The organism is Pontibacter sp. SGAir0037, from assembly GCF_005491705.1.
Classification (GTDB): Bacteria; Bacteroidota; Bacteroidia; order Cytophagales; family Hymenobacteraceae; genus Pontibacter.
The window spans coordinates 4,995,710-5,021,385 of record NZ_CP028092.1 but is presented as its reverse complement, the minus strand read 5'-3'; the positions used below and the strand labels follow the sequence as shown (position 1 = coordinate 5,021,385).

Annotated in this window: 26 protein-coding genes; 9 read left to right on the top strand and 17 right to left on the bottom strand. The window is 45.8% G+C overall.

All coding sequences use genetic code 11. From position 1 onward, the window contains the following. The first annotated feature begins 133 nt into the window (after positions 1–133). Together C1N53_RS20860 and C1N53_RS20855 are read left to right on the top strand one after the other, a co-directional pair. On the top strand, positions 134–670 hold the full coding sequence (locus tag C1N53_RS20860; protein ID WP_137761144.1) for a hypothetical protein: 537 nt from the start codon (positions 134–136) through the stop codon (positions 668–670). A gap of 181 nt (positions 671–851) precedes the next feature. Beyond that, positions 852–1,436, top strand: a complete 585-nt coding sequence (locus C1N53_RS20855; RefSeq protein ID WP_137761143.1) for a DUF4142 domain-containing protein — start codon at positions 852–854, stop codon at positions 1,434–1,436. 45 nt (positions 1,437–1,481) lie between these two features. Here C1N53_RS20855 and C1N53_RS20850 read toward each other — a convergent pair whose 3' ends face one another. Beyond that, positions 1,482–2,033 (bottom strand): arylesterase, encoded by a 552-nt coding sequence (locus C1N53_RS20850; RefSeq protein ID WP_137761142.1) that lies wholly within the window; start codon positions 2,031–2,033, stop codon positions 1,482–1,484. Between the two features lie 298 nt (positions 2,034–2,331). Here C1N53_RS20850 and C1N53_RS20845 point away from each other — a divergent pair, with 298 nt between their 5' ends. Together C1N53_RS20845 and ggt are read left to right on the top strand one after the other, a co-directional pair. Continuing rightward, positions 2,332–4,443: a carboxy terminal-processing peptidase gene (locus C1N53_RS20845; protein WP_137761141.1), complete on the top strand. Its 2,112-nt coding sequence runs from the start codon at positions 2,332–2,334 to the stop codon at positions 4,441–4,443. 83 nt (positions 4,444–4,526) lie between these two features. Next, positions 4,527–6,257 (top strand): gamma-glutamyltransferase, encoded by a 1,731-nt coding sequence (ggt, locus tag C1N53_RS20840; RefSeq protein WP_371415940.1) that lies wholly within the window; start codon positions 4,527–4,529, stop codon positions 6,255–6,257. A 120-nt stretch (positions 6,258–6,377) separates the two neighbouring features. Here the strand turns inward: ggt and C1N53_RS20835 are convergent, their stop codons facing one another. Beyond that, on the bottom strand, positions 6,378–6,788 hold the full coding sequence (locus tag C1N53_RS20835; protein ID WP_137761140.1) for a hypothetical protein: 411 nt from the start codon (positions 6,786–6,788) through the stop codon (positions 6,378–6,380). Between the two features lie 23 nt (positions 6,789–6,811). Further along, positions 6,812–7,969 (bottom strand): PLP-dependent aspartate aminotransferase family protein, encoded by a 1,158-nt coding sequence (locus tag C1N53_RS20830; RefSeq protein WP_137761139.1) that lies wholly within the window; start codon positions 7,967–7,969, stop codon positions 6,812–6,814. Between the two features lie 272 nt (positions 7,970–8,241). Between C1N53_RS20830 and C1N53_RS20825 the strand changes: the two genes are divergently transcribed. Continuing rightward, positions 8,242–9,270 (top strand): hypothetical protein, encoded by a 1,029-nt coding sequence (locus C1N53_RS20825; protein ID WP_137761138.1) that lies wholly within the window; start codon positions 8,242–8,244, stop codon positions 9,268–9,270. Positions 9,271–9,394: 124 nt separating this feature from the next. On the opposite strand, the gene C1N53_RS20820 is transcribed toward C1N53_RS20825, so the two are convergent. Together C1N53_RS20820 and C1N53_RS23025 are read right to left on the bottom strand one after the other, a co-directional pair. Next, positions 9,395–10,237 carry a VOC family protein gene (locus C1N53_RS20820; RefSeq protein WP_240773314.1) on the bottom strand — a complete coding sequence of 281 codons (843 nt, stop codon included), beginning with the start codon at positions 10,235–10,237 and terminating at the stop codon, positions 9,395–9,397. Positions 10,238–10,351: 114 nt separating this feature from the next. Further along, positions 10,352–11,239 carry an SRPBCC family protein gene (locus C1N53_RS23025; protein WP_137761137.1) on the bottom strand — a complete coding sequence of 296 codons (888 nt, stop codon included), beginning with the start codon at positions 11,237–11,239 and terminating at the stop codon, positions 10,352–10,354. Positions 11,240–11,544: 305 nt separating this feature from the next. On the opposite strand from C1N53_RS23025, the gene lysS reads away from it, so the two are divergent. Continuing rightward, positions 11,545–13,071: a lysine--tRNA ligase gene (gene lysS / locus C1N53_RS20810; RefSeq protein WP_137761136.1), complete on the top strand. Its 1,527-nt coding sequence runs from the start codon at positions 11,545–11,547 to the stop codon at positions 13,069–13,071. Positions 13,072–13,138: 67 nt separating this feature from the next. Here the strand turns inward: lysS and C1N53_RS20805 are convergent, their stop codons facing one another. From C1N53_RS20805 to C1N53_RS20795, 3 genes are all read right to left on the bottom strand, one after another. Continuing rightward, positions 13,139–13,627, bottom strand: a complete 489-nt coding sequence (locus tag C1N53_RS20805; protein ID WP_137761135.1) for a YtxH domain-containing protein — start codon at positions 13,625–13,627, stop codon at positions 13,139–13,141. Positions 13,628–13,857: 230 nt separating this feature from the next. Further along, on the bottom strand, positions 13,858–14,238 hold the full coding sequence (locus tag C1N53_RS20800) for a YtxH domain-containing protein (protein WP_137761134.1): 381 nt from the start codon (positions 14,236–14,238) through the stop codon (positions 13,858–13,860). Positions 14,239–14,481: 243 nt separating this feature from the next. Then, positions 14,482–14,871, bottom strand: coding sequence for a CsbD family protein (locus C1N53_RS20795; RefSeq protein ID WP_371415939.1), 390 nt, complete (start codon positions 14,869–14,871; stop codon positions 14,482–14,484). 250 nt (positions 14,872–15,121) lie between these two features. On the opposite strand from C1N53_RS20795, the gene C1N53_RS20790 reads away from it, so the two are divergent. Both C1N53_RS20790 and C1N53_RS20785 read left to right on the top strand, forming a co-directional pair. Continuing rightward, the gene (locus C1N53_RS20790; RefSeq protein WP_137761133.1) at positions 15,122–15,361 is read left to right on the top strand and encodes a kazal domain protein; all 240 of its coding nucleotides are present in this window, start codon (positions 15,122–15,124) and stop codon (positions 15,359–15,361) included. Then, complete coding sequence (locus C1N53_RS20785) at positions 15,361–15,732, top strand: cupin domain-containing protein (protein WP_137761132.1); 372 nt, start codon at positions 15,361–15,363, stop codon at positions 15,730–15,732. The genes C1N53_RS20790 and C1N53_RS20785 overlap by 1 nt, the downstream gene beginning before the upstream one ends. A gap of 83 nt (positions 15,733–15,815) precedes the next feature. On the opposite strand, the gene C1N53_RS20780 is transcribed toward C1N53_RS20785, so the two are convergent. From C1N53_RS20780 to C1N53_RS20745, 9 genes are all read right to left on the bottom strand, one after another. Then, on the bottom strand, positions 15,816–16,628 hold the full coding sequence (locus C1N53_RS20780) for an enoyl-ACP reductase (protein ID WP_137761131.1): 813 nt from the start codon (positions 16,626–16,628) through the stop codon (positions 15,816–15,818). Positions 16,629–16,716: 88 nt separating this feature from the next. Then, the gene (gene recN, locus C1N53_RS20775; protein WP_137761130.1) at positions 16,717–18,414 is read right to left on the bottom strand and encodes a DNA repair protein RecN; all 1,698 of its coding nucleotides are present in this window, start codon (positions 18,412–18,414) and stop codon (positions 16,717–16,719) included. A 152-nt stretch (positions 18,415–18,566) separates the two neighbouring features. Then, positions 18,567–18,797, bottom strand: coding sequence for a hypothetical protein (locus C1N53_RS20770; protein ID WP_137761129.1), 231 nt, complete (start codon positions 18,795–18,797; stop codon positions 18,567–18,569). Positions 18,798–18,870: 73 nt separating this feature from the next. Continuing rightward, positions 18,871–19,776, bottom strand: coding sequence for a DUF4835 family protein (locus C1N53_RS20765; RefSeq protein ID WP_137761128.1), 906 nt, complete (start codon positions 19,774–19,776; stop codon positions 18,871–18,873). Further along, on the bottom strand, positions 19,769–20,428 hold the full coding sequence (gene coaBC, locus C1N53_RS23020) for a bifunctional phosphopantothenoylcysteine decarboxylase/phosphopantothenate--cysteine ligase CoaBC (protein ID WP_371415938.1): 660 nt from the start codon (positions 20,426–20,428) through the stop codon (positions 19,769–19,771). The genes C1N53_RS20765 and coaBC overlap by 8 nt, the downstream gene beginning before the upstream one ends. Next, positions 20,412–20,972, bottom strand: a complete 561-nt coding sequence (locus C1N53_RS23015) for a flavoprotein (protein WP_371415937.1) — start codon at positions 20,970–20,972, stop codon at positions 20,412–20,414. Before C1N53_RS23015 ends, coaBC begins: the two co-directional genes overlap by 17 nt. Positions 20,973–20,977: 5 nt before the next feature. Beyond that, positions 20,978–21,304, bottom strand: a complete 327-nt coding sequence (locus tag C1N53_RS20755; RefSeq protein WP_137761127.1) for a DNA-directed RNA polymerase subunit omega — start codon at positions 21,302–21,304, stop codon at positions 20,978–20,980. An 11-nt stretch (positions 21,305–21,315) separates the two neighbouring features. Next, on the bottom strand, positions 21,316–22,152 hold the full coding sequence (locus C1N53_RS20750) for an outer membrane protein assembly factor BamD (RefSeq protein ID WP_240773313.1): 837 nt from the start codon (positions 22,150–22,152) through the stop codon (positions 21,316–21,318). Positions 22,153–22,221: 69 nt separating this feature from the next. Next, the gene (locus C1N53_RS20745) at positions 22,222–23,994 is read right to left on the bottom strand and encodes an OstA-like protein (RefSeq protein WP_137761126.1); all 1,773 of its coding nucleotides are present in this window, start codon (positions 23,992–23,994) and stop codon (positions 22,222–22,224) included. Positions 23,995–24,183: 189 nt separating this feature from the next. Here C1N53_RS20745 and tilS point away from each other — a divergent pair, with 189 nt between their 5' ends. After that, positions 24,184–25,521: a tRNA lysidine(34) synthetase TilS gene (gene tilS / locus C1N53_RS20740; RefSeq protein WP_137761125.1), complete on the top strand. Its 1,338-nt coding sequence runs from the start codon at positions 24,184–24,186 to the stop codon at positions 25,519–25,521. Positions 25,522–25,676: the final 155 nt, after the last annotated feature.

The window sequence follows — 25,676 nt, the reverse complement described above, 5'->3', positions numbered from 1 at the left end:
TGCCGGAGTAGCAGGCCTTTCTGTTTTAGTAGCTGGCTTTTGTACTTTTCGTAACTATACCTATTTAATACCGTTATTAGAAATAGGCTGATTAATGAATTAGCTCATATTGACCTAAATTAAAAATAAAACTATGGACAACAGAACGAATAATGCAGGTATGATGACCGCAATGTTCCGTGACAGGGACAGCGCAGAGCGTGCATTCAACGAATTACGTGCTCGCGGGTATGATAAAGATGATATCAATGTAGTAATGTCGGACGAAGGTCGTAAGCGCCATTTCGGTGATGACGACAAAGAACATACGACAGAATTAGGCAACAAATCTCTTGAAGGTGCCGGAGCTGGTTCAGCCATTGGTGGTACACTTGGAGCTATTGTTGGTGCTGTAGCTGCTATAGGTACATCTGTAGCAATTCCGGGGCTAGGCTTAATAGTTGCAGGTCCGTTAGCTGCTGGTTTGGCCGGTGCAGGTGCCGGTGGTTTAACTGGTGGTCTTATTGGTGCTCTTATTGGCGCCGGTATACCGGAAGAACGTGCCAAAGTTTATGAGAGTGGCATCAAAGAAGGTAACATTGTATTAGGGTTCAGCCCACGCACCCCGGAAGATGCCCGCTATTTTGAGCAGCATTTCCAGAGCAACAGAGGAGAACATATCTATTACTAAGCTTCTCAGGCAGTAATAGTTTAATATAACAAAGGCTTAGCTTGTCTGTACCAGATAAGTTAAGCCTTTATTTTTTATAGGCACTCGGCAACTGAAGCTACACAGAAAAGGCCTGTTGCAAACAATTTGCCGCAGTTTCGTATGCAACAGGAAAACATAAGCATCTAAAAAATAAAATACTATGAAAAACTATATGATGGCCGTTTACCTGATGGCCGGGGCTCTTGCCTTTGCATCCTGCAATTCCGGAAATAATAACGAAGAACAGGCAACAAGCGCCAATGCATCTGGCGAACCTGCCGTAGCGCTGGAAGCTGATTCTACTTTAACAGATGAAAAGAAAGAGCTTTTATCTTATCTGAATGAGAAGATTCTTCTGCAACAAGAACTTGGCCGGATAGCTGTAGAGCGAGGCCAGTCAGACGCTGTAAAGCAGTATGGGCAGCAAATGGTAACGCAATACGAGCCTAAACAAGCCAGCCTGCAGGACCTTGCCCAGGATTTTAATGTTTCGCTTACACAATCTGATGATAACCAATCGAAAGTACAGGATTTAAGAGATGTAAAAGCTGAAAATTTCGATAAAAAGTACCTCGATGAAGTAGCCAGCGCACATAAAGATGCGATCAGTGAAATAGACAATGTCCTGAATGATCCGGGAGAAACGAATAATTCACTCGTTAATGTTTGGGCAAGAACAACTAAAAAAGAAATGCAGGCCCAAAGAGAAGAGGCTTTACGCTTGCAGCAGGAGATGAAACGATAATAAGCCTGCTCCTACAGCAGAGGCGGATTTCTTCCGCCTCTGCTGTTACTCTAATACCCGCTCCAGCACAGCCCAGGTATGATTTGCCAGTAGCTTCTGGCCCTCCGCATTCGGATGAACCCCGTCCGGCAGGTTCAGGTGCCGCATTCCTACAACCCCTTCCAACAGAAAAGGAATAAAGGATACATTGTTTTTGAGGGCCAGTTCCCGAAACAGAGCTCTGAATTCTGCTGCATAGCGGCCCGGTAAAATATCAGGAATTTCCATTCCACTTATAATGATCTTTGCCTCCGGGTATTTGTGCCTGACTTTATTAATGATTGTCTGCAGGTTCTGGCTGGTTTCTCTGGCCGGTATACCTCTTAAGCCATCATTGGCGCCAAGAGCCAGTACAAATATGTCAATTTTATCATGCAGCCATCTTTCCACCCTATGCACACCGCCCGCACTTGTATCACCACTAAGTCCGGCATTTATTACTTTATAGGATAATTCCTTTGCATCTATGCGCTGCTGTATTAAAGAAGGATAAGCCTGCGAAGCCACCAACCCGTAACCAGCCGTTAGGCTATCACCAAAAAAGAGTATATTTTTCATAGAAACCGCTGCCCTTCCAAAACTAGATACATGGTTGTAAGCACGAAATATTACCATGCCCACACCCTAAACAATTCTTTGTCAGAACGAAAAATAAAGTCCTATAGTTATATTATTAGGAGGTGTGGTTCCGTAAACCACAGTATAGAACTACATATTAAAGAGCCTTATACCTTGCAGATTGTGATTCATAACTTTTTGCGTTACATTACGGTTCTAAAGCTTTATATAAGGGTGCATGCAATCTGCGGCACTACTTTTGCGTACTTATTCTAAGAAGTTCAATTAAATAAAATAGATGCTATCCTTGACAACCCGATTCAAAATAATAATATCCGTTTTAGCAGTTGTCCTGCTAACAGGATCTTTTATACTGTACAACAAGACCAAAGCACCGGAAGGTAAAAACGAGGTTCTTATCAAGACGCTTATGCAGGGCATCAGTTCTCTGCATTACCAGCCAAGCGAGCTAAACGACGACTTTTCTAAAAAAGCGTTCAGCCTGTACCTGGAGCGCCTCGATTACAATAAGAAATTCCTGCTGGAGTCTGACGTTGCTGCTCTTCGCAAGTTCGAAACAGCCATAGACGATCAGCTGCGGGCCGGTTCATTTGAATTTTTTGATGCCTCGGCTCAATTGATCAATACAAGAATCAAAGAATCTGAAGCTTTCTACAAGGAAATACTGGCAAAGCCTTTCGATTTCAATAAAGACGAAACGATTGAGCTGGATGGTAAGAAACTGGCATTTGCAAAAGACGCCGCGGCTTTAAAAGAGGCATGGCGTAAGCAACTTAAGTACCAGACGCTGGTGCAGCTGTCTAACATGCAGGAGCAACAGCAGAAAGCCGCTGAAAAAGACAAGAAGAAAGAAACGAAGCCTTTCGAACAGTTGGAGAAAGAGGCACGCGAGCGTGTTACTAAAACGTATAACGACCTTTACCAGCACCTACTGAAACGTAACGATGAAGACTGGCGCTCGATTTACATCAATGCTGTAACAAACGTATATGACCCGCATACCGGGTATTTCCCTCCTAAAGACAAGGCTAATTTTGATATTGGTTTTACCGGCCGCTTAGAAGGTATAGGTGCCACTCTGCAGGAAAAAGATGGCCAGATTAAGGTATTGGAAATTGTTCCTGGCAGCCCGTCTTACCGTCAAGGCGATCTGAAGCCTGGTGATGCCATTCAAAAAGTAGGTCAGGGCGATCAGGAGCCGGTAGTGGTGGAAGGCATGCGTTTGGACGATGCTATTCAGCTGATACGTGGTAAAAAAGGAACAGAAGTGCGTTTAACGGTTAGAAAACCGGATGGTAGCACCAGGTTAATTCCAATTGTTCGTGATGTTATTGTAATTGAAGAAACTTATGCTCAGTCTGCCGTTATCAATGGCAACCAGAAAATTGGTTATATTAAGCTTCCCAGCTTTTATGCCGATTTCGAGCGTCGCGAAGATGGCCGCAACAGTGGCGAAGATGTAAAGCGTGAGATTGAAAAATTAAAAGGCGAAGGTATAAATGGCCTGGTACTGGACCTGCGTAATAACGGGGGCGGTTCTTTAGGAGATGCTATAGAAATGGCTGGTTTATTTATCGAAAGAGGCCCTGTGGTACAGGTAAAGTCATCAGCAGGTAAAACCGTTGCTTACGACGACAGAGACCCTCAGGTGCAGTACAGTGGTCCGCTGGTTGTGCTGGTAAATGCCAACAGTGCCTCCGCTTCTGAAATTCTGGCAGCTGCTATGCAGGATTATAAACGTGCTGTAATTGTAGGTAGCCAGACCTTTGGCAAAGGTACAGTGCAGCAGTTTATCGAGTTGGATGAAGCCTTGCCTGCACAGTTTAACCCGTATAAACCGCTGGGTTCTTTAAAGCTTACAACACAGAAATTCTATCGCATTAACGGTGGTACTACACAGCTACGCGGTGTTAAACCAGACGTTGAACTGCCTGATGCTTATAGCTTCCTGGAGTTTGGTGAAAAGGAGCAGGATTATCCATTGGCTTTTGATGAGATTAGCCCTGCCAGGTACAGCCAATGGCCTAACGGCAAAATAAATATTTCGCAAATTCAGGCGAACAGCAAAAAAAGAATAGCGAGCAACAAGAGCTTCAACTTAATAAAAGAAAGCGGAACACGCATGAAGCAGCAGGCAGATAATACCGTTCGCTCTCTCAACTTCAAAAAGTATGTAGAAGAAGAGAAAAAAGCGGAGGCAGAATCTAAACGTTTCGATGAAGCTCAGAAAGAAGTACCGGTGCTGGATGTTTACAGGCTGAAGCAAGACCTGCAGGCTGCGGCCACCGATACGGCAACAGCTGCCAAAAACAAAGACTTCCTGAAATCTTTGCAAAAAGATATCTATGTAGAAGAGGCTGTAGCCATTATTAAAAACGATTTGAAATAATTTTCAGATAAGCATTTTAAAAAGCCAGTTACGCTTGTAGCTGGCTTTTTTTGTATCTTCCTGCTTCACTCCATTTCTGTACTATGCAAAAACTGGCAAGGATTGCTTTTCTCCCGAAGACATACCAGGTCTTTTACCTGCTTATAGTATTGGCTTTGCTCAACAGCTGCACAACAACCTCTAGACCAGGTAAAGAGGCACCGGGGCTTGTTGCAGAAAGAGCCATGGTTGTATCTGCTCATCCTGATGCCTCTGCCATTGGTCTGGCAATATTAAAGCGGGGTGGCAATGCTTACGATGCTGCTATTGCCACACAATTTGCTTTAGCCGTTTGCCATCCGGCAGCAGGCAACATAGGCGGCGGAGGCTTTCTGGTATACAGGCACCATACCGGCGAGGCGGGGGCGCTCGATTACCGGGAAACGGCCCCGGCGGCAGCTACTCCTACCATGTACCAGGACAGTGCGGGCCAGGTAATAGCAGGCTTAAGCATTAACGGACATCTGGCAGCCGGAATCCCTGGCACTGTAGATGGTATGGTACAGCTACACCAAAAGCTCGGGTCTCTTCCTTTTTCCGAACTTGTACAACCGGCCATAGACCTGGCAAAACGCGGCGTGGTATTAACCGAAAAAGAAGCCACCGGTTTAAACGGTGCAAAAGAGAAATTTATCTCACACAACAAGCATCTGCCTTATCTGGTAAGCAATACGCGTTGGGAACAAGGCGACACCCTTTTTCTTCCTGAGCTGGCCAAAACGCTGGAGCAGATCAGAGACAATGGCCGTGAAGGCTTTTATGCAGGTCCTACTGCTGATCTTATAGTGCGGGAAATGCGTGTAGGAGGCGGTATGATTTCTTTCGACGACCTGAAAAACTACCACGCTGTCTGGCGAAAACCCATCAGCGGAAACTATAAAAACTATACCGTAATATCTATGCCTCCTCCGTCAAGTGGTGGTGTGGCTTTGCTCCAGCTCCTGCAAATGGTAGAGCCTTATAACCTGAAAAAGCTGGGCTGGCAAAGCACTGCTGCTGTTCAGGTCATGACGGAAGCTGAAAGGCGAGTATATGCAGACCGCGCAACCTATATGGGCGATCCTGATTTTGTACAGGTGCCCGTAGCATCTCTACTAAACCAGCATTACTTAGCTTCCCGTATGCAAGACTTTACATTGGAAAAAGCTACGCCATCCTCTCAGATAAAAGCTGGAGAGTTACAGGTGCAGGAATCGGAACAAACCACCCACTACAGCATAGTAGATCCGTTTGGGAATGCAGTATCTGTTACAACCACCCTTAATGGCAGCTATGGTTCTAAAGTGGTAGTGCAGGGTGCCGGCTTTCTGTTGAATAATGAAATGGATGATTTCAGTGCGAAGCCTGGTGTACCTAATATGTTCGGTTTAGTGGGAGGACAGGCAAATGCTATTGCACCAGGTAAACGAATGCTCAGCTCCATGACTCCAACTATCCTGGAGAAAGATGGTGCGCTTTACATGGTAGTAGGCACCCCTGGCGGCTCCACCATTATCACATCTGTATTTCAAACTGTTATCAATGTAATGGACCATGATATGGGCATGCAGGCCGCTGTTACAGCACCACGCTTCCACCACCAGTGGTTGCCGGATGATATACAGCATGAGCCAGAAGCCCTGTCAGAAAAAGTAAGGGCTGCGCTACAGCAGAAGGGCTATCGGTTTACAGATAGAGGCCCTATAGGTCGTGTAGATGCTATATTAATCAGACCGGATAAAACGCTTGAAGCAGGCGCAGATCCTCGGGGCGATGATACGGCTGCAGGTTACTAATTATGAGAGGAGAAGCTCTTCATCTTTAAACACAGCTACTCCTCTCTTACAATTATCACATATGGTTGCTTAGCCCGCTACAGCTCCGCAACATCAGCGCCTGAGGTATATCTGAAGCAGCTAGAGTATAGCTGATTTCATTTTCTTTCGCTTGGCAATAAAACCTGCAACATATACTCCTACAGCTGCCAGACCTGTTAATGTCATGGTACCAAACACAGCTGCTCTGCGGTTATGAACCTCTTTCGGGAAAGTAGCGCCTGCCTCTTTTTTAGGCCACAGTTCTTTTGTCAGCATTTGCCCTGTGGTAACGGCTAACACGGAAGTAAGGCCTACAGCAGCATGTGCTATATTCCTGTTTCCTGCTTTCAGGGCCGGGCTCATCAACAGCAAAGCACTGCCCACTGCCGGCGCAATTAAAGCCGTTTTGGGGCGCTTTTCGTTAAAGAAGAAGCTGGTTAGCCCGCACCCAATCAGTACGGAAGCATGTATATTATTGGCAATATGAGGTGTTTCTACCATGTTTTTCATAGTTAAGTTATTAAATTGTATTGCTAAACCTTCTCCAATGCCTGTTCCAGATCCTGTATCAGGAAATCCGGGTCTTCCAGGCCTATATAACACCTTATCGTGGTGAACGGCATCGAAGCTTTGTATGCCCCAGGTTTATACGAAGCCGCCACAGGAAAAATAAGCGATTCGTGCCCTCCCCAGGATGCAGCCATCAGAAAGTTCTGCAGGCTATCGCAAAACAGCTCTACCTGCTCCATCTTCTCCGCTTTTAAAACGAGTGAAAACTGCCCGGCATTGTTTCGCATTTGCTTAAGAGCCAGCTGGTGCTGGGGGTGCGCAGGTGAAAACGGAAACAGCACGCGCTCAACCTTGGGGTGCTGCTCCAGGTAAGCTACTACCTTGCGCGTTGAAACAGCTATACGCTCGAGGCGTATAGGCAGCGTCCGGAGGCCACGTAAGAGCAACGAGGCATCATGGGGCGAGAGCACTGCACCCAGGGTCATGTACTCTTTCTCGAAAATAGAATTTATGGCTGCTCTCGCTCCACAAACAATTCCCCCCATTACATCTGAGTGCCCTCCGATATACTTTGTGCAGGAATGCACTACCAAATCTACACCTAAGGCTATCGGATTCTGGTAAAGCGGCGTGGCATACGAATTATCGATAATTGTGGCACAACCATGTTCTTTCGCAATGGCCGCTACCGCGGCGATATCCTGTAATTCAAACGTAAATGAATTGGGGCTCTCCATGTAGAGCAGCTTTGTATTAGGCTTTATAGCTTTTCTGTAGTTTTCTGCATCTGTTCCATCTACCATCGTAACTTCTATCCCAAAGCGAGGAAGGAATCTGCGCATTAAGGCATTGGCCCAGGTATAAGGTTTCTGCACGCACACCACATGGTCTCCGGCTTTTACCTGAGATAGCACAGCTGCCGATACAGCTGCCATGCCGCTGCCAAAAGCTATAGCATGCTCCGCTCCCTCTAAAGCAGCTATCTTCTGCTCCAGTATAGTTACAGTAGGGTTATTGCCGCGGGTATAAAAAGGCACGTCCGGCTCATGCTGCAATACCTCCCGTAAATCAGCTACCGTTTTACAGGCAAAATTGCTGCTTTGCATAATCGGAGGCGCAACCGCATTGTAATATAGCTCTCGCTCCTCCCCCAGTTTATTTAGTATGTATGAAAGCTCCATAGGCTGTCCGGTATCAGGTATGTCTTAGTACTCCGGATTGCCTTTCTGCGTTACTTCACACTCCCTCTTCAGCAGTTTTAGCAAACAGTTTCAGCAAGCTTTGCACCTTATTTCCAGGCAATAAAATCAATTCTTAAACTTTACTAAAATTTTTTGCCATTATCTCACATAATTTTTATAAATATTTGATTTTCAATACTATATTTTACTAAAAATAATAGCAAAAATAACAGATAATGCAACTGAAGAGGGCATAAAAGTGTTTACTTTATATGAAAGAGAGAGACGAAGAAAACGTATTATCGCTGTACCCTGAAGAGCAGAAGCACGAGGGCGAGGAGTGGCAGAAATCTATTCCGGCGCAAGTGTTTCTCAACTACTTTTTCGCCATAAATTACCACCTCAACAACACTGCGGGTAATGGGCTGGATCAGTTGGCTTTCTTTAGAGGTGCTACTTCTGAAGTGGCAGAAAAGGACCTAGAAGCTGTGAAGCGCCTGCTGCTTAACTGCTGGAGCACAGAGTATGCCCTGCGTGCCACAGCCGAGCTGGGCGACGCTGAGTATATGCGCAATGCCCTCCACTGGACTTTTCCGCAGGCTTACTATACTGTGTTTGCTGGTTTGCAGGCTTTCCTGCACACGCGCGGTGTTCAGTCTAACAACGAAGCCCTGGTGCTGCGCGAGGTGGGCCGGCTGGTCGTGAAGAATGCGTATCCGCAGGCGGTAAGTTTCTACGCCTCCGGCCACTATGGCGACTTTAACCTGCACCGTTTGCCACTGGCCCACTATAAACCCAGCCTGCAGATTGCAGGCAAGGAGCTGGAGGCACAGGCACAGATCGGACAGTTTTTACGCACCACACGCCGCCTGAAAGCCAAAGCCCTAAGGCAGCAGGTGCAGGCAAATCCGGCTACTGCTATCCGCAGCAGCCGTACAGGGGAAGTATTGCAAAAATTTGGGCCGCAGCACTGGCAGCAGCTTACGTGGCGTATCGGCTACACCACCCTGTTCGATTTGCTGGGAAGGCTCCGCATCTCCAACTCGCACCGCGAGATAGAGCGTTTTGTGCAGGCCGACATCGACTTTAAGCTTTTCCATGAGTCGCTGTTGGAGATTGTAAGCTATCTGAATGGTATTCATGAAAGCTATGTAGCACAGGCAATGGGGCTGCAACAGTATACCACTTTTATCGAGCAACTGCCTAAGCATCTGCAAAACAACTTTGTGGCAGACAGGTTAGCCGCTAAGGTAAAGCCGCTGCTGCAGGACGAAGATTACCGGCTTGGTGCAGCCGCTTAAGAAGCATCATCGTCTACTACATATATGAAAGCCTCTGTGGGTTCTGCCTGCCGGGGCTTTTTGTTTTAGAGCCGCATACACTACATGCCCGCCCTCTGCTGCAATAAGGTAATCCTGCTATGGTTTACGCCTCTACCAGTTGTTGTATCTCGAACTTCTTCATCTGCATAAATGCCTGGGTTACACGCGGAGCTTTTTCAGGGTCGGCCATAAGGTGCTCCAAAACGGCAGGCACTACCTGCCACGAAACACCATACTTGTCTTTGAGCCAGCCGCACCGGCCTTCCTGCCCGCCTTCGCTCAGCCTGCTCCAATAGTAGTCTATCTCTGCCTGGGTGTTGCAGGTAACTACCAGCGAATTGCCCTCGCTAAAACAAAACGCATGCGCCAGCGTACTGTCCATGGCTGTAAATGCCTGCTGGCCCAGCGTAAACTGCGCGTATTTTACAGTGCCTTCCACATCAGGATCGGTAGCCTCGTAGCGAACTATTTCTCCCATACTGGCAGGCTCAAATACACTTGTGTAAAACCGGATAGCTTCCCCGGCTTTGCCTGCCTGTGAACCTGTAAACATAAATGCTGTCGACGGCTGCTGCGGCACCTCTTTATTTCTGAGCGACAGCTGCCAGTTTACACCGAACTTGTCCTGCACCCAACTGTACTGCCTGCTCCACGGGTAGTCGCCCAAAGCCATCAGCACCTGCCCCCCTGCCGACAGCCTGTTCCAGGCCTGTGCCAGCTCGTCTGCCGTCTCAAAGTACATGTTAAACGAAACAGATGGGTTGGGCCTGAACATAGGGCCACCATTCAGCCCCATAAATTTATGCCCGGCCAGCTCAAAGGTAACCACCATGGGTGTATCAGCTATGATGCTGCCGTAGGGAAAGGCGGTCAGGTAAAGCTCAGCCGCTTCTTTGGCTGTACCATCAAACCAGAGGCAAGGATAAATAGCATGATGTCTCATCATTATTTCTTCTCGCTGCAGTTAAACATCCAGTGGTTTGCAAAATTGAGATAGGTGCTTGCGGTCGCCATCGTTTTGTCTGATCCTTGAAGGTTTAAAATAAATTTGCATTACAACCTATGCCTCTGTTTCGCAAAGAGCCTTTAGCTTTTGCAATGCCGTGGGCCATGTTTCATTAAAAAAATCCTTAAACTCCTCATTGCTGTCGACATCCACGGCTACAATGGTTTCTTCGCCAGCTTCTGTAAAGGTATAGTCTTCCAGTGCTCCTGCCCAGCCTTCCACTTCAGGGCCGCTGGTTACTTCGGCACCGTTTTGCACCAGCCCCAGGTGTTCGATGCTCACAAACTTATTTGGGATATTCTCCTTTATCCTGCTTACCATACCGCCTACTGCGCCGTCCTCTCCTGTTCCCAGGAACTGAATTCTGGAGCCCTGCGCCCAGGAGCCTTCGTAATAAGAGGTGGGGTTAAACACAGAAGTCCATGCTGTGTAGGTTTCTTTCTCGAGCATGGTGCGGTATACTTTGTCGGCACTGGCCCCAATGCTTACCTCAAAATGCAGGCGTTCCGGCATTCCGTTTTTCTCTACGTGCTTTTTAAAGTTATCCAATATTGCTTGCCAGCCGGTTTGCTGCATTTCTACGGAGTGGGTTTGTTCGGCATCAAAGGTTTCAGTTACCGTGGTTCCTTCTTCAGCAGGTGCAAACACTATCTTCACATTCCGGTTATCCTCCAAAACATACGCTATAAGTTGGTGCTCTTCCACAGCCGTATAGGTGCCCTCAAAGTCAAACCCCATGGTGCCGTCTTTGGCCTCCATCCTGCACCGGAACTTGCCGCCCACGCGGAGATCGTTTTCTGCCCGCGGGGTATGCCAATCGTCGGAGGCATTGTTCCACTGTGTGATGTGGTGTGGTGTGGTCCAGAACCTCCAAACTTTTTCTACCGGAGCCTGCACGGTTGTTTCTACTGTAATAGCGGTGTTTGCTGCTGTACTTTCCATCGTATAAACGGTTTAAATTTGCCTTATTGATATTACAAATTTAGGCGGAGTATACCAACAGGTCGAGGGGCAAAGGTGCCAAAAGCAGGGGGAATTTACGACAAACTTATACCTGCACAGAAACACTTAAACAGGCATCGCCACATTAAAAAGCAGACTACAGCTTCGTTACTCGCCATAGTACCGTTAATTTAGGCAAAATATTGAAGAGCCGAACAATTGAGCCCTTATAGTTTTAAAAGCTGCTGTTTATTTAGCAATTTTGCACTTTATATCTAAACCATTCACTTTTAGTAGATAATCGCATGCAATTGAGCGAACAGGAACTACGCAGACGCCACGAGCGCGAAGAGTTGGAGAAAATGGGCATCAACCCGTATCCATCCGAATTATATGAAGTTACTGCCACTGCCAAAGAAATAAAGGATAATTTCGATAAGGAAAAGAATAATTATCAGGAAGTAAGCCTGGCTGGCCGCTTAATGAGCCGCCGCATTATGGGTAAGGCTTCTTTTGCCGAGCTGATGGACAGCACAGGCCGTATCCAGATCTATGTATCGCGCGATGACATTGCTCCCGGCGAGAATAAAGACCTTTACAACACGGTGTTCAAGAAGATGCTGGACATCGGTGACTTTATCGGTATAAAAGGATACGCCTTTGTAACGCAGGTAGGTGAAATTTCGGTGCACGTAACCGAACTTAAACTTCTGACAAAATCGCTGAAGCCGCTTCCTGTTGTAAAGCGTGAAATAGATGAAAACGGCGTAGAGCATGTGTACGACGGCTTTACTGACCCGGAACTGCGTTACCGCCAGCGCTACGTAGACCTGATCGTGAACCCGCAAGTACGTGAGACATTTAAAAAGCGTACGCAACTGGTAAACTCGATGCGCAGCTTCCTGAGTGGCCAAGGCTATTTAGAAGTGGAAACGCCTATCCTGCAGCCATTGTACGGTGGCGCGGCAGCTCGACCTTTTAAAACGCACCACAACACGCTGGACATGACCCTGTACCTGCGTATTGCAAACGAACTGTACCTGAAGCGCCTGATCGTAGGCGGTTTCGACGGAGTATTTGAGTTTGCCAAAGACTTCCGCAACGAAGGCATGAGCCGCTTCCATAATCCGGAGTTTACGCAGGTAGAGCTGTATGTCGCCTACAAAGACTATAACTGGATGATGGACCTGGTAGAGGAAATGGTGGAGAAAGTTGCTATGGACCTGCACGGCACAACAGAGGTGCAAGTGGGCGAAAACATCATCAACTTCCAGCGCCCCTGGAAACGTTTTACGATGTTCGAAGCCATAGAGCATTTCACGAAAATTGATATTTCGGAGATGGAAGAGCCGGAGCTACGCCAGACGGCAGAAAAACTGGGCATTAAAGTGGATCCGAAGCTGGGTAAAGGCAAAATCATCGACGAGATCTTTGGCGAAACCTGCGAGCCTTACCTGATTCAGCCGACGTTCATTACAGATTATCCTGTAGAAATGAGCCCGCTGGCGAAGAAGCACCGTAGCAAGCCGGGCTTGGTAGAGCGTTTCGAGGCCATCTGCAACGGCAAAGAGATCTGCAATGCTTTCTCTGAGCTAAACGACCCAATCGATCAGCGTGCCCGTTTTGAGGAGCAACTGGAGCTAGGTAAACGCGGTGATGTGGAAGCAATGGTGCTGGATGAGGACTTCCTGCGCGCACTTGAGTATGGCATGCCGCCAACCGCAGGTCTTGGAATAGGTATAGACCGTTTATCCATGATCATGACCAACTCGCATTCTATACAGGATGTACTGTTCTTCCCTCAGATGAAGCCTGAGAAGCACGAAGAATAATAATGATACTATTGTAAAACAACAAGGCCCGGCTACTGAAGTAGCCGGGCCTTGTTGTTTTATATTCTTAGAAATATCTTGGATTTGATTTGGCGGGATCATCTGTACCTGTCTCGCTTTTACCATTACCGGATGTAGCTCCGTTTGCCATGGTTTTTACTTTGCCCGTCCAGGTGTTCATCGTGCTTTTGCAGGTATCCATCACTTTTGTCATCTGCTGTGTTACCAGGTCTCCGGCTTCTCCTGCAGAATTAGCAATCTGAGTACGAAGTACTTTCCCTTTTTCCGGCGCCAGTAATACAGCGGCTAAAGCTCCCACACCTGCTCCGGCCAGCACACTCGCCACTAATGTGCCGGTATTACTGCTTTTAGCTGTGGTCTTTCCTTTCATGGTGCGCTCGATAGTACGTTTTATCATGCCAGGCGCCTCACTTATACCTGCACTTTCTTTCGCCTCCTCTTTTTGCGGAGTATGAATGCGAAAGCCTAACCTATCGTAAGTAGCTGCACTTGTTGTTGATTCTGCACTTGTTGTACTTGCCTTTTTTGTTTTCATAGTATTGCATCTTTCAATTTAATCAAGAAACTATAAAAAGCTTCTATATTAAAATAACGTGTTACTAGCCTGAAAGTTATCAGCAGGCATACCAGATGTAAACAGAAGCGGCCTGCTCTTGTTGTAGAACAGGCCGAAAATTGCGCGGCACTACATAAGCTTAACTCGCTTACATAGTGCCGCAATATCTTTATCAGATCTTTAATGTGTACTGCAAAAGCAGCATGCCATTAAGCGTTTCCGCCACCTGTTGCAGTTGTACCTGCACCAGTACCAGTTGAAGTACCTCCGGTTTTAGCAGTACCACCGGTAGCATTTTTCACAGTATCTGTTGCTTTCTCAGCTACATCAGAAGCTGTGTCTGTCGCTTTGCCTGAAAAGTCTTTCGCAGCGGTAGAAAGCTTATCTAATGTGTCGTTGCTCATGTTCTTGATTTCGTCTAAACCGGCCTGCAGGTTTTTCTCCAGGTCTTTGCTCAGTTTAGTAGCCCATTTTTTAACACTTGTTCTGGTTTGTTCACCAGTGTCGGGAGCCATTAACAAGCCTGCAATAACACCAGCGCTAGCACCAGCCAATAAAGCGAGTATTACTTTTCCGCTATTGTCCTTCATAGTTGTATAAGATTAAATTTGGTTAAAGTTCTATTTCCTGGGTAATTGATTTAATAACGATGATGCACAGCATTAAGTTATATCTATATTTTACTTTTCTTCCAAATTAGTTAAAAACCTTTACATTTGAAACAGAAGTCATATTCAGCAACTTATGCAGTTGCCAACATTACAAACAGGTAAACAACACGAAAGCTCAACTATAGAAGTAGTTGAGCTTTCGTGTTAGCTGCTTATCAGCTGTTATAAATCAGAAATCAATCTGACAATCTCATCTTTTGTTTTACCCAGTTTCTGCTGTAAGCGCCCGAACAGCTCATCTTCTTTTCCTTCGGCATAGGTCAGATCATCTTCTGTCAGTTCAGCGTAGTTTTGCTTCAACTGTCCTTTCACATCATCCCAGGAGCCACGCATTTGCAAGCTGCTTCCGGTACCTGTTACTTTTTTATTTTCAAGGCTGTCCATCCAGTTCTTTACTGTACGCTCCATGTCGTCGCCTACTTTTTTCAGGCTTCTTCCTATTGTATCGCGTGTAGCACGGCCATTATCCGGAGCTAAAAGCATACCAGCTGCAACTCCAGCTCCTATACCTGCTAAGGTAGCCATCAGAATTTTTCCATTGTCGTTGTTCATATTGGTTATATTTGGTTGATGTATCTTATAGCATACTTTCTATGCCTATCCGATTTGAAAACCCGAAAAGTTTCGTTTCGTAAGTTTCCAAGCTCAATAAAATACATACGGCTTGTTTAACAGTTAGTTAATATATACTGCTTATACTTGCTGCAAATACATGCTTAGCCTGCACAAATAATCAGCACTGCTCTGCATAATATCTCGTACCTTTCGGTGTACTTATTCTTTTTTATAAAACCTTTCATCTATGAAAAAAGCAACTGCCGGCATTCTATTGCTGTTTACATCAAGCTTCTTATCGTGCAAAAATGCCGAAGCACCAGATTGTATTGATACATCTAAAGTAAACCCTGACGCAGCCTGTATCATGGTGTATGACCCTGTTTGTGGCTGCGACGGTAAAACATACGGCAACTCCTGCGAAGCAGAAAAAGCAGGTGTTACTTCTTACCAAAAAGGAGAATGCAACACTCAAACTTCTAAGTAATGAGCGAAAAGAAATATTTTAAACAGACCAAACCATTCCGGGTACCAACGCCGGACAATAAGTTAATAGAAGAGCATTTTGGCCATGCCTCCACACAAACAGGAGGTTTTAGCGTGGCACACATGATTGCTCCGCCACATTGGGGAGAACCGCATCAAACTCCTGAATTTGATGAGATAACGATCGTTATCAGTGGCCGGAAATTAATAGAAATAGATGGCGAAGAAGTAGAAGTGAAAGCAGGAGAAACTATTCTGATTAAAGCCGGTGCCCGCATCCGTTACTCCAACCCATACAACGAAGAAACAGAATACTGGTCTATCTGTATTCCCGCCTTTGATATAAACACGGTGAACAGGGAGGATGGGTAAGCTAATAAGCTAATTATTAATGTGCTAATTATTTAATGAACCTAATAAACACATTAGCACATTAATAATTAGCACATTACTTGTTACTTACTGATCATCTCAACTATACCTTCGGAGATACCCATGCTGCTGAAGCCACCGTCGTGCATCAGGTTTTGCATTGTTACCATCTTTGTCAGGTCTGAGAACAAGGTAATGCAGTAGTCTGCACAGGCCTCAGCAGAAGCGTTGCCCAGCGGCGACATTTTATCTGCATAGTCGTAGAAGGCATCGAAGCCGCCTACACCTGTTCCTGCTGTTGTTTTAGTAGGAGACTGAGAAATTGTGTTTACACGTACATTTTTCAGTTTTCCATAGCGATAGCCATAGTTACGGGCAATAGACTCTAATACAGCCTTTGCCTGCGACATATCGGTATAATCAGGGAACACACGTTGTGCGGCAATATAAGAAAGTGCCACAATAGAACCCCACTCGTTCATGGCATCCTGCTTCTCTGCTACCTGCATTACTTTATGGAAGGAAAGAGCAGAAATATCCAGGGTTTTCAGGAACCACTCATAGTTCAGGTCTCCGTAAGATTTGCCTTTACGAATGTTTGGGCTCATACCGATAGAGTGCAGCACGAAGTCTATCTTTCCACCCAAAATCTCCTGAGACTTTGTAAACAGGTTCTCCAGATCTTCTACTGAGGTAGCATCTGCCGGAACAATTTCAGCATTACACGCTTCAGCCAGTTTTTTGATCTCACCCATACGCATAGCCAACGGTGCATTTGTCAGCACAAATTCAGCACCCTCTTCTTTGGCACGCATAGCTACTTTCCAGGCAATAGACTTTTCGTCCAGTGCTCCGAAAATAATTCCTTTCTTTCCTTTTAGCAGATTATAAGACATATTGTTATGTTGTTTGTTCGCTTTTTAGCCTGTTACCTTACAAAGGTATCAGAAAAAATAAATGGAGCGGCAATATAGCAATAAGTACTTATAGTGATAACAACTCTTTTGCACTTTGATACGCATTTGCACTCGGATTGGCACCTGCTATCATATGGGCAATTTCGTTTACTCGCTCCTCATCTGTTAATTTCCGTACGCGGCTGATGGTACGGTCTTCCCGGTCTTCTTTATACACAAAATAATGTGAGTTACCCTGGGCCGCAATCTGAGGTAAGTGCGAAATAGCAATTATCTGGTGCTTCTGCGCCATTTGCTGCATCATTCTGCCTACCTTAACAGCTACCTCACCCGAAATACCTGTATCTATTTCATCGAAAACAATAGTCGGAAGTGCCACCTTATCGGCCAGCATATACTTAATACTGAGCATCAGGCGTGAAAATTCACCTCCCGAAGCTGCTTTTACCAGTGATTGCGGCTGCGCACCTTTGTTGGCACTAAAAAGAATGCTGATTTCGTCGGTACCTGTAGCAGAAGGTGACGTAGAACTGTGCTGAATAACAATACGCGCATTCGGCATGCCCAGCTCTGCCAGTAAACGGTACAGCTCCTGCTCAAATTTACCGAAAGAATCTTTGCGGCGTTCAGAGAGAATCTCCGCTTTTGCCAGTACGTCCTTTTCCACCTCCAGCATGGCTTTCTGTGTGCTGGCGATAGCGTTGTCTAAGTTCAGTACGCTACCTACTTTGGTTTCCAGGTCGTGTTGTATAGCCAATAACTCCGCCACTGTTAGCACCTGGTGCTTGCGCTGCAGGGTATAGATCATGTTTAAACGTTCCTGCACTTCAGAGGCACGTTCAGGATCAGCTTCCGTATGGCGTTCCGCATCCTCCAACTCGCCCGCTATATCATTCAGCTCGATCATACAGCTTTCGGTTCGACTCCTGAGTTCTTCGTATTTCGGCGAGAATTGCGATAGCTGGCTGATTAGGTAAGCAGTATCTTTTAAAGCAGATGTGATGTTAAAATCAGACTCGGTTAAAGACTGCACTGCCTGCGTAAGCTTCAGCTTAATGTCTTCGGCATTTTCAAGTTGTTTAAGCTCCGCCTCTAGTTTCTCCTGCTCTTCTTCCTGCAGGTTGGCTTCCTCCAGCTCATTCAGCAGAAAAGTATTGTAGTCGAGCTCTTTCTGAGCCTGTGCCAGCTGGTCTGTCAGTTTTTTATAATCGCTTTCCAGCTTTTTGAACTTGCGGTAAGTATCGTTATAGTTTCTCAGGTAAGAGAGATTACCTGCATAAATATCAAACGTGGTATTTCCTGCCGATGCAGTATTTCCTGCATAAATGTCCAGGATGTTTAACTGATAGCTGGTATCGCCCAACTGCAGCGTGTCGTGCTGTGAGTGGATATCCATCAGGTTCTCTCCTATCTTACGAATTACATCCAGCGTTACCGGTGTATCATTCACAAAAGCACGGGACTTGCCACTCGGGCTGATCTCGCGGCGTAAGATGCATTGGTCGTCGAAGTCCAGGTCTTCGGCAGCAAAGATCTCGTGCAGGTTGTAAGACGACACATCAAACACACCTTCTATCACACACTTTTCGGCTTGGTTAAAGAGCAGCTTTGTATCGGCCCTGTTTCCCAACAGAAGCCCTATTGCTCCTAACATGATGGATTTACCAGCTCCTGTCTCACCTGTAATGATGTTCAGCACAGGCGAAGGGTTCATTTCCAGCTTTTCTATTAAAGCGTAGTTTTTAATTTTTAAGTCTATCAGCATATACTATAAAGACAAAAGACTTCAGACATAAGGTATAAGACTTTTTGCCTATGCTAAGTTCGTGGGTAAGGTATAAATTTACTGCTGTTTTACTAAATGCTATACTTTTTCTTAGCTTTAGTTTTAAATGGTGCGTGTTGATCTTACGAGGCTTAAAAGGCAGCTTCTTTATCGTAAATAATCTCTTCCACTTGCTGTAAAGGCACCATGTGCTTATGATTCCGGCCATCAACTAATTCCAGCTGTACTGAGCCTAATTTAACAATCTGCCCCTGCAGTACCATTTTATTGCGGTAAATAAGCTGCACAGACTTCTGATGAAGTAACTCTTCTGTACGGCCTGAAATCTGTTCTCTGAAAATACGGTGCTGGCGCTTTCCCATCTGGCATTTTATTCGGGCAGCATCTACTGCCTCATTACGTGAAGATACATGCTTTCTGTGGAATTGGAAAGCCTTAGCGCTTCAGTAACTGTTCGTATTTGGTATTGTTAGTAGGGTCTACCTGTGTGAGTAAGGTATAGGCTTGCTGTTTATCGGCTGGCGCTGCTGCTTTAAACATGTTTACCAACTCGTCTACCTTTGCTTCGAAGAAAGAACGTATAATAGCTGCCCCGGGCTTTCGCTGCGACACCTGTTGTATTTCCTGCAATACTGCCAGCATAGATTTCCTGGCTTGCTCCGGCTTCTCTGCCATCAGATCCAGCCCCAGGCGATGCATGGTATAAATACCTTCCCGGAAGGGCAGCATTTGCGGGTCCTGCAGGTTATCAATAATCCAGTACCGGTTGCGGTTACCTTCGAATGGCTTCCAGCCAGGGTATGCCGTATTCTGGGAAGCTGCCAGGTTTACAACCGCACGGGCTTTATCGAAAGCATCGGCACCACCCAGCCGCGAAAAGCTGTCGTTGTCCATTCCTATGATTGTATAGGCATAAAAAGCCAACATAGACGACAGATTGGAGGTATAGTTATTATCAGAGTAATCTAATAATTGCGCACTGTTAAACTGAAACAGCCAGTCTTTATCAATAAAGGAAAACAACACCGTTTCATAAACAGTACCGTACGCCGGCCGCAGCGACACTACCTGCACATTTGCCCTGAAAACACCTATCTCCGGCATTTCAGTCAGGTTGATCAGCAGCCTGCACTTTATCCGCTCCTCTACCCGGTAAGCCTGGTTGGTCCAGCGGCGGTTGTTCATAAACTCGAAAATGCGATTCTGCATGTCCTGGAACAGCTGCCGGTCTGTATACTGCACCTGTTCGCTGTTTACTACTACATCGCACTGCAGCTCCTGCGCTTTTGCTCCCAAAGCCAGTATACCGAAGCACAATATGAGTACAATTTTTTTAAGCATGTAATCTTTCCCAAACAAGATTTACGATATCCTGTGCTACTTCATCTTTGTGTTTTAAACTGAACAAGGTAGTAGCCTCCTGCTCAATTATAGTAATCTTATTTGTCTCATGCCTGAATCCTGCACCCGCATCACGGAGCGAGTTCAGCACAATCATGTCCAGGTTCTTTTTCTGAAGTTTGACTTTGGCATTCTCCCCTTCATTATCAGTTTCCAAGGCAAATCCTACCGAAAACTGATCGGCGCGTTTCTGTTTGCCCAAAGCCGCTGCTATATCAACGTTTTTAACCAGCTCAATGGTAAGTTCGGCATCCGATTTCTTTAGCTTTTTATCTGCTGCCACTTTCGGTTTATAATCAGCTACCGCTGCAGCAAATACCCAGATATCGGCATCTTCAGCCAATAACTTTACCGCCTCATACATTTCATCAGCTGTTGTAACCGATGTTACCTGTATAGCAGGATGCTGAGCCGCCAGGTTGGTTGGGCCGGATACCAGCTGCACCTGTGCCCCATGCGCTGCAAAACACGCTGCTAATGCGTAACCCATTTTACCGGTAGAGTGGTTCCCTATAAAGCGCACAGGATCTATAGGTTCGTAGGTTGGACCCGCTGTTAATAGTACTTTTTTACCGCTAAACGAATTTTCCACTTGCTGAAAAGAATTTCTGAAGCACCTCTACTATTTCCTCTGGCTCTGCCATACGCCCCTGCCCCACCAGCCCGCTTGCCAGTTCTCCGTATCCCGCTTCAATAATATGATTGCCGTAGCCCTGCAGCTTTCTGAAATTTGCCTGTACCGCCGGGTGCTGGTACATATCCAGATCCATGGCCGGAGCTACAAAAACAGGACATCGGGCTGATAAATAAGTAGCACTTAAAAGGTTGTCGCAAAAGCCATTGGCAAACTTGGCCACAGAATTGGCACTGGCAGGCGCTACCACCATGGCATCGGCCCACAGCCCCAGTTCTACATGGTTATTCCATACCCCTTGCGTATCCTTCACAAACTCAGTAAGCACCGGCCTTTTAGAAAGCGTGGACAGTGTTAAAGGGGTTATAAAAGCAGAAGCAGAAGCCGTCAAAATGACCTGAACTTCTGCTTCTGCTTTTATGAGCTGGCGTACTAATAAGGCGGCTTTGTAAGCTGCAATACTTCCGCAAACCCCAACTAATATTTTTTTACCCTGGAGCATGCGCTCTAGAATATATCGGCTGCTTCTTCGTCGTCTGGTGTACGAACGTAAACTTTTTTCTCTAAGAACTCTTCTGTTGCCAGAATAGTAGCTTTAGGTAAACGCTCATAATATTTGGAAATTTCGATTTGCTCACGGTTTTCGAAAACCTCTTCCAGGTTATCTACTGTTGTTGCAAACTCAGCCAGCTTAGAATTCAACTCCTCTTTCAGTTTAACTGAAATCTGGTTTGCTCTTTTAGAGATTACAGCCACAGACATATATACGTTACCGGTTTGCTTTGCAAAGTCGGCCATGTTGCGTGTAATAATGGATGAAGGAACTGATGCCATATATCTAATAATTAATTACTTTGTGTTGTTGCTGTATTTGAATTGCTTGTTATTCTTTCTAACTCTTCCAGAACATTGCCATATACCTGTTCGGCACTACGTAAAAACTTACTTTCCGGATAACGATCTACGAACACTTCATAGAATTCAATTGCTTCGCGGTAGCGTTCTGCCTGTTTACTTGCAATACTTTCTTTTGCATACCTGTACTGCGCATCAACTTTCAGATAACCAGCCTCATCGCTGTACGGAGAAGTTGGGTAATCGCGCTGAAAGTTTGTAAATGCCACAACTGCCGCTTTATAGTATCTGAGTGAATAGTATAAGCGGGCACTCTCAAAAGCCTTTCTGTCCAACTTCCTGAACAGTTCGTCTATCAGTTGATTGGCTTCCTCGCCATACTGGCTGCCCGGATAGCGCACGTTAAATTCCTGTAAAGCTTCCAGGGCCGCTAAAGTGCTTTGCTGGTCCTGCTCATGAGAAGGAGACTGATAATACTGTGATTTTGCATGTAAAAACATGGCCTGCTCTGCCAACTCACTACGCTGGTAGGTATCATAAAAGTTTTTGAAATGATACGTAGCCAAGATATAATCGCCCTGCATAAAGTATGTGTGAGCATACACAAAATTAGCACGTTCGGCCTCTACTCTTCCTGTCATTAAAGGAGCTACCTGCTTCAACAGTTCATTGGCACGGGTATAATCCTCTTTTTCGTAGTAAGAGAGTGCAGCCTGGTACTTCTTATCAACATCGTTGCTTTTTAAAAGCTTCTGATAATTGCTACAGCTTGTAAAGATGAGCAATAAGCCCAACAAAGCTACGGTATGGAAAAAGCCTCTATTCATGAACGGGCAAAATTATTGATTTTCTGTATGAAATACAAATCTGAAAATTATTGGCTTTAAACAACCTCATTAGTTTCCTCGTCTTAAATTACCGGTACTCGCCGGCCTGCTGTTAGAGCGGGTTGGCCCCTGCTGCTGAGCCTTACTGCCGGGTTGCCCCTGCGCCTGATTTCTGGCAGGAGCCTGCCTGGAATCAGGTTGTGCCTGTGCCGGACGGGCAACAGGAGGCCGCTCTTTTTTAGCGGGTTTGGTGTAAATATCTTTTTTTGCGGGCCTGAAATCAGCAAGCCACGAAAAGCCTTCCAGCTGTTTATCGTCTTTTTTCAGTTCATGGGGCGGAATAAAATCGGCGTCTGCGTCCACCAGAAACGAAATAGTTTTCAGTTTATTTTCTGCAAACCGCAGCACCATATCGCTACAGATTGCCTTATTCATTCCTGTCAGCAACGAATCTCCTTCCAGGGCAAAGTATAAGCTTTCGCCATTCCCGTTTACATCCACACGCCGCAGGTCGCCATTCTGGAAGTGGGCTACCATGTTGCGTCCTTTCACCTGGTTGTAGTTTTTGATAGAATCCTCAGAAGCGATAAAGGCATTGCTGAACATGTACATTTTATCGATGTTCTTGTTGCGCAGGTGGATGCGAATGGTGTCAGATACCATCTGGCTGCCTTCACTCCACAATACAGGCAATGTATTCATGTACATAACAGAGTCGGTACGGTTAAAGCTGAGCGAGTCGCAGGTGCCTTGTAAGTCTTTTTTGAAAATGCGCACATCTTTAAAGGCGTATAGCATACTCGGGTCGCCAGGCTTTACAGCTTCCTGCGAAATCAGCGTGTCGGCAGCCATAAAAAGGGTATCATTGTCCATGATAGACTCCATAACCGGATTACCATATACTTTGGCATACCCCCTCTGGCGCCAGTAGCGGCCTACCCGTCCGCGGATAATCACATCATCTTTTAAAGAACGCAATGTAACATTCTTTTCGGCATACCCATAGCCGGTACTTTCGTTGTAGTGCAACTTATCGCCTCCCAACCTGTACTCGGGAGTTAATATGTAGGCATTGCGCCCGAAATTAGAAATTTTAGTAATGGTATTATAAGTACCTTCTTCGGCATACAAATCGCCCTGCTTCCCTTTGATAAAGGTAGGTCCCTGGAAAAACACGATCTTGCTGAGTGTGTTATAGCGCATATTCTCAGCTGTTATGTTGTAGTCTTTCGAGAAGACTTTTACATTCTGCTGAAAAGTGAAAGTTTTGGTCTGGGTATCGTAAGTTCCACGACGGCTTTGAAGGCGGTTCTCCGGATCCACTATGGTACCTCCTTCTGTATACACAGCCACACGACTGTTCAGGTCATAGTCGAGGCTTGGCGTAGTAAGCGTCATCTGCGGATCCCGCATCACTACGTTTCCGGTCATTCTGGCCGTTCGTTTTGTACCGTCATACGTTGCACGATCCCCGGTCATGGTAAGTGTGTCGCCCTGCAGAATACGTACATTGCTAAAAGCCTCCAGCATCTCCGTTCCTCTGTACTGGTACACAGAGTCTGCGTGCAGAAAGGTATCGCGCTGCTTAAACACTACATTTCCCAATAGCCTGTCTACCTGCTGCCCATTATAGGTACCGCCTTTCAGACTATCTGCGTTTATTAAATCTACCTTGTTATTTTCCTGGGCAGGTAACTGCTGCTGCGGTCGTTGTGTTTGCCGCTGTGGCTGTTGCGTCTGCTGTTGTTTTTGCCGCTGCAACTGCTGCTGTGCCGAAACCGACAGAGAAAGCAGAGAAAACAAAGCAAAGACAAGAGAATACAGTACTTTTGTGATGTTCATTTAGAAAATAGATAATAGATTTTAGAACCTAGATTTTAGACGTAAAACAATACAAACCTCAGTATCACTGACTATTAAAAAATCAGGGACAACTATATTACTGGCAGATGTCTTTACATCTAGTATCTAACGTCTAGCTTCTAAATACTTTAAAAATCAAAATTATAAATAAATTTCAGCAACTGTCTTATGCTTCAGAAAGTTTCAGGTTTTATCCAGGCGCACCAGCTTTGCCAGCCCGAAAGCAAAATTTTAGCTGCCGTAAGTGGCGGCATTGATTCCGTTGTGCTGTGCGAGCTGCTGCATAAGCTAAAATATACGTTTGCCCTGGCACACTGTAACTTCGGGTTAAGAGCCGAAGACGCAGAAGCCGATCAGTTATTCGTCAAAAAGCTGGCCAAAAAGTATGATGTACCATTCTTTACCGAAAATTTCAACACCAAAGCATTTGCTGAACAGGAGAAACTTTCGATACAAATGGCTGCCCGAACCTTGCGCTACAACTGGTTTGAGCAAATACGCCAGCAAGAAGGCTACGATTACATTGCCACGGCCCACCATAGCAACGATACGACCGAAACCATATTGCTCCACCTGACAAAAGGAACAGGTATAGCTGGCCTGCACGGCATTCCGCCCCAAAACGGCCATATTATACGCCCCATGCTTTCTGTTACCAAAGACGATATCTACGACTTTGTAACATCTAACAAGCTGATCTGGCGTGAAGACAGCTCCAACGAAACCACCAAGTACCAGCGTAACAAAATCAGGCATGAGGTAATTCCCGTTCTAAAAGAGATAAACCCAAACCTGGAAGAAACGATGCAACAGACAGCCGAGCGGGTTAGCCATGCCGAAGCAATTGTGGGCGCCTATATCCAGCAGCTCGGGCAGCAGGCACTGCGCACAGAAGCCGATGCCACCTACCTCCACCTTCTTCCGCTAAAGGATGCGACCGGGCTACCTGTTGTGCTGCACGAGCTGCTGCGCCCTTACAACTTCAGCTACAGTGTAGTACTGGAGCTGACAGAAGCCCTGGAAGGCATATCAGGCAAACAGTTTCATTCCCCAAGCCATACACTTATAAAAGACCGGGACCAGTTGGTTATTACCCCCCGCAACCTCGCCACCTTTGGAAGTATAACCATAGAAGAAGGCCAGACACAAATACAAAGAGAGCATATCCGCCTAACACTTCGCTATATGGATGCGGCTAAGTATAAACTCAATACCAAACCCCATGTAGCTGCTCTGGATGCTGATCAGCTTAGGTTTCCTCTGAAGCTCCGAAACTGGCAGGAAGGCGACTGGTTTGTACCGCTGGGCATGAACGGAAAAAAGAAAGTAAGTGATTTCCTGATTGATAAGAAAGTACCTGCTAACCTTAAACCTCAAACACTGGTACTAGTATCAGAACAGTCGATTGCCTGGATTGTGGGGCAGCGGCTGGACAACCGCTTTAAAGTAACCGACAAAACAGAGCGGGTGCTGGAGATAGTTTTTTCAAGGACACAAGACACATGACTTAAGACAAAGGACTAAAGTATGCCAGGAAGAGGCGGATAAGTTGTTTATCCTTAATATACCCATACATTTAAAAAATCTTGTATCCTGTGTCTTATGTCCAGTACCAAAGAATACTTTTACTTTTCCCTGCATCGTAATAGTTTTTTTCTATA

Excerpts from the sequence above, each read along its gene's own strand:
- C1N53_RS20860 (WP_137761144.1), top strand. The coding sequence starts at position 134 with ATGGACAACAGAACGAATAATGCAGGTATGATGACCGCAATGTTCCGT.
- C1N53_RS20855 (WP_137761143.1), top strand. The coding sequence starts at position 852 with ATGAAAAACTATATGATGGCCGTTTACCTGATGGCCGGGGCTCTTGCC.
- C1N53_RS20850 (WP_137761142.1), bottom strand. The coding sequence starts at position 2,033 with ATGAAAAATATACTCTTTTTTGGTGATAGCCTAACGGCTGGTTACGGG.
- C1N53_RS20845 (WP_137761141.1), top strand. The coding sequence starts at position 2,332 with ATGCTATCCTTGACAACCCGATTCAAAATAATAATATCCGTTTTAGCA.
- ggt (WP_371415940.1), top strand. The coding sequence starts at position 4,527 with ATGCAAAAACTGGCAAGGATTGCTTTTCTCCCGAAGACATACCAGGTC.
- C1N53_RS20835 (WP_137761140.1), bottom strand. The coding sequence starts at position 6,788 with ATGAAAAACATGGTAGAAACACCTCATATTGCCAATAATATACATGCT.
- C1N53_RS20830 (WP_137761139.1), bottom strand. The coding sequence starts at position 7,969 with ATGGAGCTTTCATACATACTAAATAAACTGGGGGAGGAGCGAGAGCTA.
- C1N53_RS20825 (WP_137761138.1), top strand. The coding sequence starts at position 8,242 with ATGAAAGAGAGAGACGAAGAAAACGTATTATCGCTGTACCCTGAAGAG.
- C1N53_RS20820 (WP_240773314.1), bottom strand. The coding sequence starts at position 10,237 with ATGATGAGACATCATGCTATTTATCCTTGCCTCTGGTTTGATGGTACA.
- C1N53_RS23025 (WP_137761137.1), bottom strand. The coding sequence starts at position 11,239 with ATGGAAAGTACAGCAGCAAACACCGCTATTACAGTAGAAACAACCGTG.
- lysS (WP_137761136.1), top strand. The coding sequence starts at position 11,545 with ATGCAATTGAGCGAACAGGAACTACGCAGACGCCACGAGCGCGAAGAG.
- C1N53_RS20805 (WP_137761135.1), bottom strand. The coding sequence starts at position 13,627 with ATGAAAACAAAAAAGGCAAGTACAACAAGTGCAGAATCAACAACAAGT.
- C1N53_RS20800 (WP_137761134.1), bottom strand. The coding sequence starts at position 14,238 with ATGAAGGACAATAGCGGAAAAGTAATACTCGCTTTATTGGCTGGTGCT.
- C1N53_RS20795 (WP_371415939.1), bottom strand. The coding sequence starts at position 14,871 with ATGAACAACGACAATGGAAAAATTCTGATGGCTACCTTAGCAGGTATA.
- C1N53_RS20790 (WP_137761133.1), top strand. The coding sequence starts at position 15,122 with ATGAAAAAAGCAACTGCCGGCATTCTATTGCTGTTTACATCAAGCTTC.
- C1N53_RS20785 (WP_137761132.1), top strand. The coding sequence starts at position 15,361 with ATGAGCGAAAAGAAATATTTTAAACAGACCAAACCATTCCGGGTACCA.
- C1N53_RS20780 (WP_137761131.1), bottom strand. The coding sequence starts at position 16,628 with ATGTCTTATAATCTGCTAAAAGGAAAGAAAGGAATTATTTTCGGAGCA.
- recN (WP_137761130.1), bottom strand. The coding sequence starts at position 18,414 with ATGCTGATAGACTTAAAAATTAAAAACTACGCTTTAATAGAAAAGCTG.
- C1N53_RS20770 (WP_137761129.1), bottom strand. The coding sequence starts at position 18,797 with ATGGGAAAGCGCCAGCACCGTATTTTCAGAGAACAGATTTCAGGCCGT.
- C1N53_RS20765 (WP_137761128.1), bottom strand. The coding sequence starts at position 19,776 with ATGCTTAAAAAAATTGTACTCATATTGTGCTTCGGTATACTGGCTTTG.
- C1N53_RS23015 (WP_371415937.1), bottom strand. The coding sequence starts at position 20,972 with ATGCTCCAGGGTAAAAAAATATTAGTTGGGGTTTGCGGAAGTATTGCA.
- C1N53_RS20755 (WP_137761127.1), bottom strand. The coding sequence starts at position 21,304 with ATGGCATCAGTTCCTTCATCCATTATTACACGCAACATGGCCGACTTT.
- C1N53_RS20750 (WP_240773313.1), bottom strand. The coding sequence starts at position 22,152 with ATGAATAGAGGCTTTTTCCATACCGTAGCTTTGTTGGGCTTATTGCTC.
- C1N53_RS20745 (WP_137761126.1), bottom strand. The coding sequence starts at position 23,994 with ATGAACATCACAAAAGTACTGTATTCTCTTGTCTTTGCTTTGTTTTCT.
- tilS (WP_137761125.1), top strand. The coding sequence starts at position 24,184 with ATGCTTCAGAAAGTTTCAGGTTTTATCCAGGCGCACCAGCTTTGCCAG.